The 13,067-nt window shown below is 63.7% G+C and carries 12 protein-coding genes; all 12 read left to right on the top strand.

The features are described 5' to 3' along the window. Positions 1 to 23: 23 nt before the first annotated feature. The gene (gene aroC, locus O148_RS0112515; protein WP_026531195.1) at positions 24 to 1,226 is read left to right on the top strand and encodes a chorismate synthase; all 1,203 of its coding nucleotides are present in this window, start codon (positions 24 to 26) and stop codon (positions 1,224 to 1,226) included. Continuing rightward, a complete protein-coding gene (locus tag O148_RS16490; protein WP_051620186.1) occupies positions 1,223 to 1,786 on the top strand; it encodes a shikimate kinase in 564 nt (187 codons plus the stop codon). The genes aroC and O148_RS16490 overlap by 4 nt, the downstream gene beginning before the upstream one ends. An 8-nt stretch (positions 1,787 to 1,794) precedes the next feature. Then, the gene (gene aroB / locus O148_RS0112505; protein ID WP_157374634.1) at positions 1,795 to 2,877 is read left to right on the top strand and encodes a 3-dehydroquinate synthase; all 1,083 of its coding nucleotides are present in this window, start codon (positions 1,795 to 1,797) and stop codon (positions 2,875 to 2,877) included. A 143-nt stretch (positions 2,878 to 3,020) separates the two neighbouring features. Beyond that, a complete protein-coding gene (gene efp / locus O148_RS0112500) occupies positions 3,021 to 3,581 on the top strand; it encodes an elongation factor P (RefSeq protein WP_026531193.1) in 561 nt (186 codons plus the stop codon). Further along, the gene (gene nusB, locus O148_RS0112495) at positions 3,581 to 4,051 is read left to right on the top strand and encodes a transcription antitermination factor NusB (protein ID WP_276203072.1); all 471 of its coding nucleotides are present in this window, start codon (positions 3,581 to 3,583) and stop codon (positions 4,049 to 4,051) included. Before efp ends, nusB begins: the two co-directional genes overlap by 1 nt. A gap of 143 nt (positions 4,052 to 4,194) precedes the next feature. Continuing rightward, positions 4,195 to 4,779 carry a bifunctional pyr operon transcriptional regulator/uracil phosphoribosyltransferase PyrR gene (gene pyrR / locus O148_RS0112490; protein WP_026531191.1) on the top strand — a complete coding sequence of 195 codons (585 nt, stop codon included), beginning with the start codon at positions 4,195 to 4,197 and terminating at the stop codon, positions 4,777 to 4,779. Next, the gene (locus O148_RS16485; protein WP_051620185.1) at positions 4,776 to 5,771 is read left to right on the top strand and encodes an aspartate carbamoyltransferase catalytic subunit; all 996 of its coding nucleotides are present in this window, start codon (positions 4,776 to 4,778) and stop codon (positions 5,769 to 5,771) included. Before pyrR ends, O148_RS16485 begins: the two co-directional genes overlap by 4 nt. Beyond that, a complete protein-coding gene (locus O148_RS0112480; RefSeq protein WP_026531190.1) occupies positions 5,768 to 7,087 on the top strand; it encodes a dihydroorotase in 1,320 nt (439 codons plus the stop codon). The genes O148_RS16485 and O148_RS0112480 overlap by 4 nt, the downstream gene beginning before the upstream one ends. After that, positions 7,087 to 7,599: a PH-like domain-containing protein gene (locus O148_RS0112475; protein WP_026531189.1), complete on the top strand. Its 513-nt coding sequence runs from the start codon at positions 7,087 to 7,089 to the stop codon at positions 7,597 to 7,599. Before O148_RS0112480 ends, O148_RS0112475 begins: the two co-directional genes overlap by 1 nt. Beyond that, complete coding sequence (gene carA, locus O148_RS0112470; RefSeq protein WP_026531188.1) at positions 7,596 to 8,792, top strand: glutamine-hydrolyzing carbamoyl-phosphate synthase small subunit; 1,197 nt, start codon at positions 7,596 to 7,598, stop codon at positions 8,790 to 8,792. Before O148_RS0112475 ends, carA begins: the two co-directional genes overlap by 4 nt. After that, on the top strand, positions 8,792 to 12,139 hold the full coding sequence (gene carB / locus O148_RS16480) for a carbamoyl-phosphate synthase large subunit (protein ID WP_051620184.1): 3,348 nt from the start codon (positions 8,792 to 8,794) through the stop codon (positions 12,137 to 12,139). Before carA ends, carB begins: the two co-directional genes overlap by 1 nt. A gap of 16 nt (positions 12,140 to 12,155) precedes the next feature. Then, on the top strand, positions 12,156 to 13,037 hold the full coding sequence (gene pyrF / locus O148_RS0112460) for an orotidine-5'-phosphate decarboxylase (RefSeq protein WP_026531187.1): 882 nt from the start codon (positions 12,156 to 12,158) through the stop codon (positions 13,035 to 13,037). Positions 13,038 to 13,067 lie beyond the last annotated feature (30 nt).

Below are 13,067 nucleotides of genomic sequence, written 5' to 3'. Positions count from 1 at the left end.
CGCTCGCCCATAAGATGGAAGCTATGTTGCGTTGGTTGACCGCCGGTGAATCCCATGGACCGGCCCTCGTTGGAATTGTTGAAGGCGTCCCTGCCGGGGTTGAGGTGACCAGCGCGGACATTCAGGAGGCTCTGGCGCGGCGCCGTCTCGGGTACGGCCGTGGCGCGCGGATGAAATTCGAGCAGGACCAGGTGCGCTTTTTGGGCGGCGTGCGGCACGGGGTGACCCAGGGCGGGCCGGTCGCGATCGAGGTGGGCAACACCGAATGGCCTAAATGGGAACAGATCATGTCCGCCGACCCGGTGGATGAGGCAGCGATTGAAGGCCTTGGGCGCAATGCCCCGCTGACCCGGCCGCGACCCGGGCACGCCGATTTCACCGGGATGCAAAAGTACGGTTTTGACGATGCGCGTCCGGTGCTGGAGCGCGCCTCGGCGCGGGAAACCGCCGAACGGGTGGCGCTTGGTGCCGTGGCGGCGCGGTTTTTGGCGCAATTGGGGATTCAGGTGGTCTCGCACACCGTCTCGATAGCGACGGTTTCGGTGCCAGAGGGCTCGCCTCTGCCCGGACCGGATGACGTCTTGGCTTTGGACCAGAACCCGCTGCGGTGCTTTGACCGGGAGACCTCGGACGCGATGGTCGCCGAGATTGATGCGGCAAAGAAGGACGGGGAAACCTTGGGCGGTGTGGTGGAGGTGCTCGTGTACGGGCTGCCGCCGGGCCTGGGGAGCTACGTGCACTGGGATCGCCGGTTGGATGCGCGGCTGGCGGGGGCGCTCATGGGTATTCAGGCAATTAAGGGTGTCGAGGTGGGCGACGGTTTCCTGACCGCCTCGCGCCGCGGCTCACAAGCGCATGACGAGATTGTGCGGGACGAGTCCGGGAGGATCGTGCGCGCGAGCAACCGGGCCGGGGGTATTGAGGGCGGAATGAGTATTGGCGATGTGGTCCGTGTGCGCGCCGCCATGAAGCCGATCGCGACCGTGCCCAAAGCGTTGCGAACCGTGGATGTCGCCACTGGGGAGGACGCCACGGCGCACCACCAGCGCTCCGATGTGGCCGCGGTGCCGGCGGCCGGTGTGGTCGCAGAAGCAATGGTGGCCCTAGTAATCGCGAACGCGGTCCTAGAAAAGTTCGGCGGCGACAGTGTGGCCGAAACGAAACGCAATCTGGAAAGCTACCTGGCGAACATCCCCGAGGCGCTGGATTCACAAGGCGTTTCATGAGCGCACTGGAATCCGATGTGGTGTTGATCGGGTTCATGGCCGTCGGGAAAACGACCGTGGCCCGCGCCCTGGGGGCCCGGTGGCGGGTGCCGTTTGTGGATGCCGACCAGGAACTGGTCAAGAAGCACGGGCCGATTGCAGACCTGTTCCGCGCTTACGGGGAACGGCATTTCCGGCAGCTTGAGGCTGCGACAATCGCCCGGATATTTGAGCGGGCAAAGGAGCCTCTGGTGTTGGCGCTCGGCGGTGGAGCCGTGCTCGATGAGGGGACGCAACAGTTGCTTCGCTCCCGGACGGTGATTTTCTTAGACACCGATCTGGAGCACATTTTGCCGCGGATCGAACGCGATCGGGTGCGCCCGCTCTTGGCGCAGAACGCGGCCGAGAACTGGCAGCGGCTCGCCGATCGACGCCGCCCGCTCTACGAGCAGACTATGACCCATCGGGTGGACACCCGCGGACTGGACTTGGAAGCGATTGTGGATCGCATTGAGGATGTGGTCCTGGGTGGCGATGCCCGGGACGAGACGATAACGAAAACGGAGAACCCGAAAGCGTGAGCGAAGACCTGAAGACACTGGACGTCACAGTAGAAGGCACCCCAGAGACCAGCTACCCGATCCTGACTGGCCGGGATTTGCTCGGCGAATTGCCCGGGCTTCTTGGCGAGCGGGTCAAACGAGTGCTGGTGATTCATCCGCGGGCGCTGCGCGCAACGGGGGATCTGGTCCGGGAACAACTAGACTCCCAAGGCTTTACCGCGCTGACCGCGGAAATCCCGGACGCCGAGGAGGGCAAACACATCCAGGTGGCCGCGTTCTGCTGGCAAGTGCTGGGACAGAACGATTTCACGCGGTCGGACGCGATCATCAGTGTTGGCGGCGGCGCGGTGAGCGACCTTGCCGGCTTCGTCGCGGCGACCTGGCTGCGCGGGGTCAAGGTCATCCACATTCCGACCACCGTGCTCGGGATGGTGGATGCCGCGGTTGGCGGCAAGACCGGGATCAATACCGCCGAGGGGAAGAACCTGGTGGGTTCCTTCCACACCCCGGCGGCGGTGCTGGTGGATTTGGCTGCCCTCGACACGCTCCCGGCCAACGAATTGGTGAACGGCCTTGCCGAGGTCATCAAGTGCGGGTTCATTGCCGACCCGGAAATTTTGGACCTGATGGAAGCCTCGCCGGATGCCGCCAAGGATCCGCGCTCGCCTCTGTTGCGGGAACTGATTGAGCGGGCCATCAAGGTCAAGGTGGACATTGTCTCCGCGGATTTGCGCGAAGGCGGGCGCCGCGAGTATTTGAACTACGGGCACACTCTGGGGCACGCGATTGAACTGGCGGAGCGGTACCAGTGGCGTCACGGCGCGGCCGTCTCGGTGGGGCTGGTGTTCGCGGCCGAACTGGGGCGGCTGGTGGGCAAACTCGACGACGAGAGCGCGGACCGGCATAAACGGATCCTGGAGGCGTACGGGCTGCCCACCACGTATCGGGCGGACCGGTGGAAAACCCTCCTGGAAGGGATGCGCCGGGATAAGAAGTCGCGCGGGGATCTGTTGCGGTTTGTGGTGCTGGATAAGATCGGCTCACCCACGATCCTCGAGGTCCCCGACACGTCCCTCTTGTTCGCCGCCTTCCAAGAGGTCGCCGACTAACCCGCCCCCGGCAAATTTAAGCGCCGTTCTGGGTTTTCAGCGGCATATACGGCGCTGAAAACCCAGAACGACGCTTAAATTCGCTAAGATATAGGCTGGTCTTGATCCTGACACCCTCATAGCGCACAAAAGAAAGCGACACCGTGGCATCCACTAACGACATTAAGAACGGCACCGTCCTCAAGTTGGACGGCAACCTCTGGAACGTCATCGAGTTCCAGCACGTCAAGCCAGGCAAGGGCGGCGCGTTTGTGCGAACCAAGCTGCGCAATGTGCTCTCGGGCAAGGTCGTCGACAAGACCTTCAACGCCGGCGCCAAGGTGGAGACCGCGACCGTCGACCGCCGCGACTACCAGTACCTGTACAAGGACGGCGAAGATTTCGTCTTCATGGACAATGACACCTATGACCAGATCACCATCCCTGGCCCGATTGTCGGCAACGCCGCGAACTTCATGCTCGAGGGCCAGCAGGCCACCGTCGCCATGAACGAAGGAAACCCGCTCTACCTTGAACTCCCGGCGAGCGTCGTGCTGGAGATCACCTACACCGAGCCCGGCCTGCAAGGCGACCGCTCCTCGGCCGGCACCAAACCCGCCACCGTGGAAACCGGCTACGAAATCCAGGTGCCGCTCTTCCTCGAGCAGGGCGTCAAGGTCAAGGTCGACACCCGCTCCGGTGATTACCTCGGGCGCGTTAGCTAGTGGCCGCAGAACGTCCACACAACCCCCAGGGCGCAGGCGCCAAGCCTAAGCGTGAAGGCACCCCCTCGCGTACCAAGGCCCGCCGCCGCGCCCTGGACATGCTCTTCGAATCCGAGCAGCGCGAGGTCCCCACGGCGGAGATTCTGGCCCTGCACCGCGCCAACAGCGACCACCCGGTCAACCCGTACACGGTGGAAATCCTGAACGGCGTCGACGCGCACCGCGAGGAAATCGACGAATACCTCGCAACCTACGCGCAGGGCTGGACGCTGGAGCGCATGCCCTCGGTTGACCGCAACGTCCTGCGCATTGGGGTCTGGGAACTCCTCTACAACGATGACACCCCGGACAAGGTCGCGCTCTCCGAAGCCGTGGCGATGGTCCGAGAGCTCTCCACCGACGAGTCGCCGACCTTCGTGAACGGCCTTTTGGGGCGGATCGAAAAGCTCAAGCCCACGCTGATGGGTTAGCTGCGACGCGTCCCGGCACGGTGTACTCCTGTGATACCGTGAATTGAAGCCACAACCCTTTAAATTCCGTCCAGAGAGGCGGGGAAGGAGCGGGCATGAGCGCTCACGCGCGCCCACATGAGCGGAATTCTTCCGCACAGCAGATGAACGACGGCGATGCCTCCTTGGGCGCCGAACGCACCGTGCTCTCCGGTGCAGATATTTCCCGCGCCCTCACGCGCATCTCCTTTGAAATCCTGGAAGCCAACAAGGGTGCCTCGGATGTGGTCCTCTTAGGCATTCCCTCGCGCGGGGTTCCGCTGGCGCGCCAGATTGCCCAGAACATTGTGAAGGTGCACCCCGAGGTGGGACTCTCCGACATTGTGGGACAACTGGATGTCACGATGTTCCGCGACGACCTGCAACGCCAACCCACCCGAGCCGTTCAGGACACCGTGATCCCCGAAGGCGGGATCGATGACAAGGTCGTCGTGCTGGTTGACGATGTACTGTACTCCGGACGCACCATTCGCGCCGCTTTGGATGCGCTGACCGAGTATGGCCGCCCGCGCGCGGTGCGGCTCGCCGTGCTGGTTGATCGCGGCCACCGCGAACTGCCGATCCGTGCCGATCACGTGGGAAAGAACCTCCCGACGTCCTCTTCCGAAGTGGTCAAGGTCCGGCTGAGCGACATTGACGGCGTGGACGGCGAGGACCGGGTTGTGATTGCCGGGGGTGATCCGTCATGAGGCACCTCACCTCGACACGGAGCCTGTCCCGCGAGGACGCGATCGCGCTCCTGGATACCGCCGACGTGATGGCCCAGGTGGGGGAGCGGGAGCAGAAGAAAACCCCGGCGTTGCGCGGCAAGACGGTGGTCAATCTGTTCTTTGAAGACTCAACACGCACCCGCACCTCCTTCGAACTCGCGGCAAAGCGGTTGTCCGCGGATGTCATCAACTTCTCCGCGAAGGGCTCCTCGGTGTCCAAGGGCGAAAGCCTGAAAGACACCGCGCAAACCCTGCAGGCGATGGGAGCCGATGCTGTGGTCATCAGGCACCCCTCTTCCGGTGCGGCAGAACAACTTGCACACTCCGGCTGGATTGACGCCGCCGTGCTGAACGCCGGGGACGGCACTCATGAGCACCCCACCCAAGCGCTGCTTGACGCCTTCACGATGCGCCGCCACTTCGCCGGCCACCGCGACGGCTTCGGCCACGGAAGCGCACTCGACGGGCTCAGGGTTCTCATTGTCGGGGACGTCTTGCACTCGCGCGTCGCCCGCTCCAACCTGTGGCTTCTCAACAATTTGGGTGCGGACGTCACCTTGTGCGCGCCTCCAACCCTGCTGCCGCAACGCGCGGACTCCTGGCCGGCGGAGGTTACCTATAACCTGGATGCCGCGCTGGGTGAGGCACCCGATGTGGTGATGATGTTGCGCGTGCAGTCCGAGCGCATGCACGCCGCGTACTTCCCCTCGGCGGCCGAGTACTCCCGGCAGTGGGGTCTGGACGACGCGCGGTACCGTTCCTGGGTGGATGCGAGCGCCCCGGACAGTGTGATCATGCACCCCGGTCCCATGAACCGCGGATTAGAAATTGGCTCCCTCGCGGCCGATTCGGCGCGCTCGCTGATTTTGAATCAAGTCACCAATGGCATTTCGGTGCGCATGGCGGCCCTGTACACGCTGCTGTTGGATGCACCCGTGACCCCTAACGCAAAGACCGAGGTCCCCGTATGAGCAATTATCTGATCACTGGCGCAACGCTCTTTGGCGAAGACCCGCAAGACATCCTGGTGGTCGAGGGTGCCATTGCCGCGGTCGGCGCCGATGCCGCCGCAAGGGCCACGGACGTGAGCGACCTCGAGACCATTGACGCCACGGGACTCGTTGCGCTGCCGGGCATGGTGGACATGCATACCCATTTGCGTGAACCCGGCCGCGAGGACGCCGAAACCGTGCTGACCGGCTCCCAAGCGGCTGCCCGCGGCGGGTTCACCGCCGTGCACGCCATGGCTAACACGGCTCCGGTCGCCGACACCGCGGCCGTCGTCGAACTGGTCGATCGGCTCGGCCGCGAGGCCGGGTGGACCCAGGTGCGTCCGGTGGGCGCCGTCACCGTAGGACTGGGCGGAGAACGCCTCTCCGACATTGGCGGGATGGCCGCCTCCCGCGCCGAGGTTCGCATGTTCAGCGATGACGGTATGTGCGTGTGGGATGCACAATTGATGCGCCGCGCCCTCGAATACGTCAAGGCCTTTGACGGATTTATCGCGCAACACGCGCAGGAGCCGCGTCTGACCGAGAAGGCGCAAATGAATGAGGGCGTCGTCTCCGCGGAACTTGGCATGGTCGGCTGGCCCGCGGTGGCCGAAGAAGCCATCATCGCCCGCGACGTGCTCTTGGCTGAACACACCAACTCTCGCCTCCACGTGTGCCACGTGTCGACCGCCGGGAGCGTTGAGATCATCCGCGCCGCGAAGGAACGCGGAATCCGCGTCAGTGCGGAAGTCACCCCGCATCACCTGCTCCTCACCGACGAGTTGGTCCGCAGCTACAACCCGGTATACAAGGTGAACCCGCCGCTGCGCACCGAGGAAGACATGCAGGCACTCCGCCAAGCCGTCGCCGACGGGGTCATCGACGTCATCGGTACCGACCACGCCCCGCACCCGGACGAGTCGAAAGAATGCGAATGGATGGCGGCCGCCATGGGCATGACCGGATTAGAGACCGCCCTTTCGGTCGTCGCGAAGGCTCTGATCGAAACCGGCATGATCGGCTGGCGCCGTTTTGCCGAGATCACCTCTCGCACCCCGGCACGGCTGACCGGTCTGGGGAACCAAGGACACAACTTCGAGGTCGGCGCCGAGGCTAATATCATTCTGATTGACCCCGAGGCACGCTGGATCGCGGACCCTGCCGCCATGAGCACCCAAGGCAACAACTCACCGTTTGCCCAAATGGAACTACCCGCTCGCCTCGTGCACACGTTTTACCGCGGCCACCGCGTCGTGGCAAACTCCGAACTGGCCACCCCGGCGGGGAGGCCGTGATGGAACAAGCGCCCCTTGTGATCGCCTTCGGGGTCGTACTGGTGACCCTGCTCCTGGGCGGGATGATCTTCTCCTGGACCCGCAAGCGACGCCGCCAATCGGACTATCCCGTGCTCCCTGAGGGCCCGGACACCCTCACAGGGTTGCAACTGGAATCACCGGGCGAATATGTCAGCACGACGAGCCACGGCGACTGGTTGGACCGGATCGTTGTGCATTCACTCGCCTTCAAATCCAAGTCCATCCTGCGAATCGGCGCCGAGGGCGTGCTCATTACCCGCACCGGAGCACCGGAAATCTTCATTGACCGCAACGCCATCACAGAGGTGGAGCTCACGAGCGGTGCCGCTGGAAAATTCGTGGAACGTGAAGGGCTGCTCGTGATTTCGTGGACTTACGGCGAGCGGGAAGTCGACACCGCATTCCGGTTCCGCAAGGACGCCGACAAGAAGCACGCACTGACATTACTGAACCCCATCCCCAATGACACTATGGAAGAAGAATCCGCATGAGCCTGCCCACCATCGCCGCACAGCCTGACACTGACAGCGCCGCGGTCCTCATCTTAGAAGATGGCACCACCCTGTGGGGTAAGGCCTATGGAGCCCGCGGGGAAACGCTCGGCGAAGTTGTCTTTGCCACCGCTATGACCGGATACCAAGAGACCATCACCGATCCCTCCTACGCCCGCCAAATCCTGGTACAAACCGCGCCCCACATTGGCAACACCGGGGTCAACGAGGAAGACAACGAGTCGAAAAACATTTGGGTGTCCGGCTACATTGTCCGCGACCCCGCGCGGCGCCCATCCAACTGGCGCTCCACCGGCACCCTTGATGATGCCCTCGTCAATCAGGGCGTCATCGGTATTCAGGGCATCGACACGAGGGCCCTCACCCGACACCTGCGTGAACGCGGCGCCATGCGCGGCGGCATCTTTTCTGGCGAAGCGCTGCAATCAAGTCCTGCGGAGCTGCTGGAAAAGGTCACAAACCAACCCGGTATGGAGGGCGCAAACCTCTCCGACGTTGTCAGCACCACCGAAACCTACACGGTGGAGCCGGCCGAGAACGGTTTCGAGGGCGAGCCCTCCCACACGATCGCCGCACTGGACCTTGGCATCAAGGCGATGACACCGAAAATGTTCGCCGCGCGCGGGGTGCGCGTCCACGTGATCCCCGCCTCATCCACCCTGGAGGACATTGAAAACCTCAACGTGGACGGCGTATTTTTCTCCAACGGCCCCGGCGACCCCATCGCGGCACGCGAGCAGGTTGCCCTACTGCGCCAAGTACTCGACAAAAAGATTCCGTTCTTTGGCATCTGCTTCGGCAACCAGCTGTTGGGCCGCGCCCTCGGTTTCGGTACCTACAAACTGCGCTTTGGCCACCGCGGCATCAACCAGCCGGTGATGGACAAAAACACCGGGAAGGTGGAAATCACCTCGCAAAACCACGGCTTCGCGGTCAACGCGCCGATCGGCGAGATTTTGCAAGCACCCGAAGAGCGTTACGGCCGAGCCCGCGTCTCCCACGTCAGCCTCAACGATGAGGTGGTGGAAGGACTCGAGTGCCTGGACCTGCCCGCTTTTTCGGTGCAATACCACCCCGAAGCGGCGGCCGGACCCCACGATTCCGCCTACCTTTTCGATCGGTTCATCGACCTCATGAACACCGCACGCACCCAAGAGGGGACCACAAAGTAATGCCCAAGAGAGAAGACCTCAAGAGTGTCCTGGTAATCGGCTCCGGTCCCATTGTGATCGGACAGGCCGCCGAATTCGACTACTCCGGTACCCAGGCCCTGCGCGTTCTAAAGGATGAAGGTCTGCGCGTCATCCTCGTGAACTCCAACCCGGCCACCATCATGACCGACCCCGAGTTCGCCGACGCCACCTACATTGAACCGATCACTCCGGACGTGGTGGAAAAGATCATCGCCAAGGAGCGCCCGGACGCGATCCTGCCGACCCTCGGCGGCCAAACCGCGCTCAACACCGCGATTTCGCTCGCTAAAAACGGCGCCCTGGAGAAATATGATGTCGAACTGATCGGCGCCAATATCGAAGCGATTGAACTCGGTGAAAACCGGGAGAAGTTCAAGGGCGTGGTCGAGCGCAGCGGCGCCGAATCGGCGAAATCCATCATCGTGCACACCATGGATGAAGCCATCGCTGCCGCCGCCGAACTCGGTTACCCGCTCGTGGTGCGTCCGTCCTTCACCATGGGCGGCCTCGGCTCCGGCATGGCCTACAACGAGGAGGACCTGCGCCGCATCGCCGGGGCAGGCATCCAGTACAGCCCCACCAGCGAGGTCCTCCTCGAGGAGAGCATCCTCGGTTGGAAGGAATACGAGCTGGAGATGATGCGGGACAAGAATGACAACGTCGTTGTCATTTGCTCCATCGAAAACCTGGACCCGGTCGGCGTGCACACCGGCGACTCCATCACCGTCGCCCCGGCGCTCACATTGACCGACAAGGAATACCAGAAGCTCCGCGACGTCGCGATCAAGGTCATCCGCGAGGTCGGTGTGGACACCGGCGGCTGCAACATCCAATTCGCGGTGGAACCGGATACCGGGCGCGTCGTCGTCATTGAAATGAACCCGCGCGTCTCCCGCTCCAGCGCCCTGGCGTCCAAAGCCACCGGTTTTGCCATTGCCAAGATCGCGACCAAGCTCTCCCTCGGGTACACCCTGGATGAGATCCCGAACGACATTACGCTCAAGACCCCGGCGTCCTTCGAACCCACTCTGGACTACGTGGTGGTCAAGGTGCCGCGCTTCGCCTTCGAGAAATTCCCGGCAGCCGATCCCACCTTGACCACCACCATGAAATCGGTGGGCGAGGCCATGGCCCTCGGCCGCAACTTCACCGAGGCCCTGCAAAAGGCGCTACGGTCGTTGGAGCAAAAGGGCTCCCAGTTCCAGTTCGCCCCGGTCAACGCCCTGGACGTCCCAGACCTGATCGAAGCCGCGAAAACCCCCACAACGGCCCGCATCTACCAGGTGCAACAGGCCCTGTTGGGCGGCGCCAGTGTGGAAGAGATTTTTGACGCCACCAAGATTGACCCCTGGTTTCTGGACCAAATTCAGCTCATCAACGAGATTGCCCAGCGCATCCGGCTGAGTACCGAACTCAGCCCGGAACTGCTCGCCGAGGCCAAGCGCCACGGGTTCTCCGATCAGCAAATCGGCGAACTTACCAACCAAAGCGAGGCCGTGGTCCGCGGCATCCGGCACGCGCTTGGCATCCGCCCGGTCTACAAGACCGTGGACACCTGCGCCGCCGAATTCGCCGCCTACACGCCCTATCACTACTCGGCCTATGACCTCGAGGATGAGGTGGAACTGCACCAAAAGCCCTCGGTCATCATCCTCGGCTCCGGCCCCAACCGCATCGGCCAGGGCATCGAGTTCGATTACTCCTGCGTGCACGCCACCATGGCGCTGCGGGAGGCCGGCTATGAGACGGTCATGATCAACTGCAACCCGGAGACGGTTTCCACCGACTATGACATCTCCACCCGCCTCTACTTCGAACCGCTCACCCTCGAAGACGTTCTCGAAGTGATTGCCGCCGAACAGCGGACCGGGGGAGTGCAAGGGGTGTTCGTGCAACTTGGCGGCCAAACCCCACTGAAACTTGCCACGGACCTCCAGGCCGCCGGCGTCCCGATCCTTGGCACCACCCCGGAAGCGATCGATCTGGCAGAACACCGCGGCGCCTTCGCCCGGGTGCTCGCCGAGGCCGGCGAGATTGCCCCCAAGAACGGCACCGCTGTCTCCTTCGAGGATGCGAAGGCCATTGCCGATGAGATCGGTTACCCGGTCCTTGTTCGCCCGAGCTACGTGCTCGGCGGGCGCGGCATGGAAATTGTCTACGACGAGCCCAGCCTAGAACGCTACATTGCCAACGCCACCGAAATCACCGAGGACCACCCCGTCTTGATCGACCGTTTCCTCGAGGACGCGGTGGAAATCGACGTTGACGCCCTCTATGACGGCCACGAGCTCTACCTCGGCGGCATCATGGAACACATCGAGGAAGCCGGAGTGCACTCCGGCGATTCGGCATGCGTGCTCCCGCCGATCACGCTTGGCCGCGAGGTCATCGACCGGGTGCGCCAAGCGACCCTGAAAATCGCCGAAGGCGTTGGGGTCAAGGGCCTTATCAACATTCAATTCGCCCTCGCCTCCGACGTCCTCTACGTTCTGGAAGCCAACCCGCGCGCCTCCCGCACCGTGCCGTTCGTGTCCAAAGCGACCGGCGTGCAACTGGCCAAGGCCGCCGCCCTCATCGGCGTCGGCGTCCCGATCAGCCATCTACGCGACGTCTACAAAATCCTCCCGGCCACCGGAGACGGCATGGACCTGGCCGAACACGGCCCCATCGCGGTCAAGGAAGCCGTGCTGCCCTTCAGCCGCTTCCGCACCCCGGACGGGCACGTCGTGGATTCACTCCTCGGCCCGGAGATGCGCTCCACCGGCGAGGTCATGGGCTTTGACAAGCACTTCGACACCGCCTTCGCCAAGAGCCAGGCCGCGGCCAATAACGCCCTCCCCATCGACGGTACCGTGTTCGTCTCGGTCGCGAACCGGGACAAGCGGGCGGTCATCATGGCCGTCAAACGCCTCGCCGACCTCGGGTTCACCATTATGGCAACCGGCGGCACCGCGGAGGTGCTTCGCAAGAACGGCATTGCCACCAAGGACGTCCGCAAGCTCGGCGAAGGCACCGGCGAAGACGGCCAGGGCACCGTGGTCGACCTCATCAACGACGGCACCATCGACATGGTCTTCAACACCCCCTCCGGCGGCGCGGCCCGCGGCGACGGCTACGAAATCCGGGCCGCCGCCACCTCCAACGGCGTCCCGTGCATCACCACGGTCGCCGAGTTCAACGTCGCGGTCCAGGCCATTGAGGCCCAGCGCAGCTTCGCCTGGGACGTCGCGAGCCTCCAGGACCACGCGGGGTCCGCTGGCGAGGGTGCAGACAACTCCAAGATGAACGACGGCGCGTCCCAACCTACCCCGGCTGCCGCCGAGTAACCCGGAGGTACTTCAGGTGACGAATTTCCCGCCGTTTGGCGAACGGCTTCTGCAACGCATGGAGGAGCGCGGTCCGCTGTGCGTCGGGATCGACCCGCACGCGAACCTGTTGGATCAGTGGGGCCTGCCGGACACCGCCGAGGGCGCCCGCGAGTTCAGTCTGCGCGTATTGGAGGCTGTTGGCCCGGTGTGCGCTGCGATCAAACCGCAGGTCGCGCTCTATGAGCGTTTCGGTTCGCGCGGCTTCGCGGTCTTGGAAGAGCTCCTGAAAGAAGCTCGGGAACGGGATGTGCTCACGATCGCGGACGCCAAGCGCGGGGACATCGGCTCCACCATGGAGGGCTACGCCGCCGCGTGGCTGAGCGACGATTCGCCGCTCGCCGCCGACTCGGTCACCCTGTCCACCTACCTCGGCGTCGGTGCGCTGGGCCCCGCGATTGCCCTCGCCGAAGAAACACGGCGCGGGGTGTTTGTGCTCGCGCTGACCTCCAATCCGGAGGGCCAGAGCGTCCAACACGTTGGCGCGCCCCGCTCCGTAGCCGCACGCGTGATGGATGAGGTGAGCGAGGCGAACGAGAAATTCCTCGCCCAGCCAACCACCACGCACGGTGACATCCCCCGGGTGGGGAGCATCGGCGTCGTTATTGGCGCGACCATTGGCACTGCACTCACGGATCTGAACATTGACCTGACGCGTTTCAACGGGATCATTTTGGCACCCGGTTTTGGGGCGCAGGGTGCGGACATGGCGAGCATCAAGCAGGTGTTCGGCGCCAACGCGGACCGCGTGCTGGTCTCCTCCAGCCGCGACATTTTGCGCGCCGGCCCGGACGCCGCCGCCCTCGAGCGCGCCGCCCGACATGCCCAAACTACCGCCGATGTCGCTGTCACAGACTGATTTCCTGCCCCGTGGTACCGAAGTACAACT

It is taken from the genome of Haematomicrobium sanguinis DSM 21259 (assembly GCF_000688395.1).
GTDB classification, from domain to species: Bacteria; Actinomycetota; Actinomycetes; order Actinomycetales; family Micrococcaceae; genus Haematomicrobium; species Haematomicrobium sanguinis.
Note: the sequence above shows the minus strand (reverse complement) of the source record. Positions and strands in the feature narration are given on the sequence as shown.

Bases quoted from the DNA above. Each gene is read 5' to 3' on its own strand.
- aroC (WP_026531195.1), top strand. From the start codon at position 24: ATGTTGCGTTGGTTGACCGCCGGTGAATCCCATGGACCGGCCCTCGTT.
- O148_RS16490 (WP_051620186.1), top strand. From the start codon at position 1,223: ATGAGCGCACTGGAATCCGATGTGGTGTTGATCGGGTTCATGGCCGTC.
- pyrR (WP_026531191.1), top strand. From the start codon at position 4,195: ATGAACGACGGCGATGCCTCCTTGGGCGCCGAACGCACCGTGCTCTCC.
- O148_RS16485 (WP_051620185.1), top strand. From the start codon at position 4,776: ATGAGGCACCTCACCTCGACACGGAGCCTGTCCCGCGAGGACGCGATC.
- O148_RS0112480 (WP_026531190.1), top strand. From the start codon at position 5,768: ATGAGCAATTATCTGATCACTGGCGCAACGCTCTTTGGCGAAGACCCG.
- O148_RS0112475 (WP_026531189.1), top strand. From the start codon at position 7,087: ATGGAACAAGCGCCCCTTGTGATCGCCTTCGGGGTCGTACTGGTGACC.
- carA (WP_026531188.1), top strand. From the start codon at position 7,596: ATGAGCCTGCCCACCATCGCCGCACAGCCTGACACTGACAGCGCCGCG.
- carB (WP_051620184.1), top strand. From the start codon at position 8,792: ATGCCCAAGAGAGAAGACCTCAAGAGTGTCCTGGTAATCGGCTCCGGT.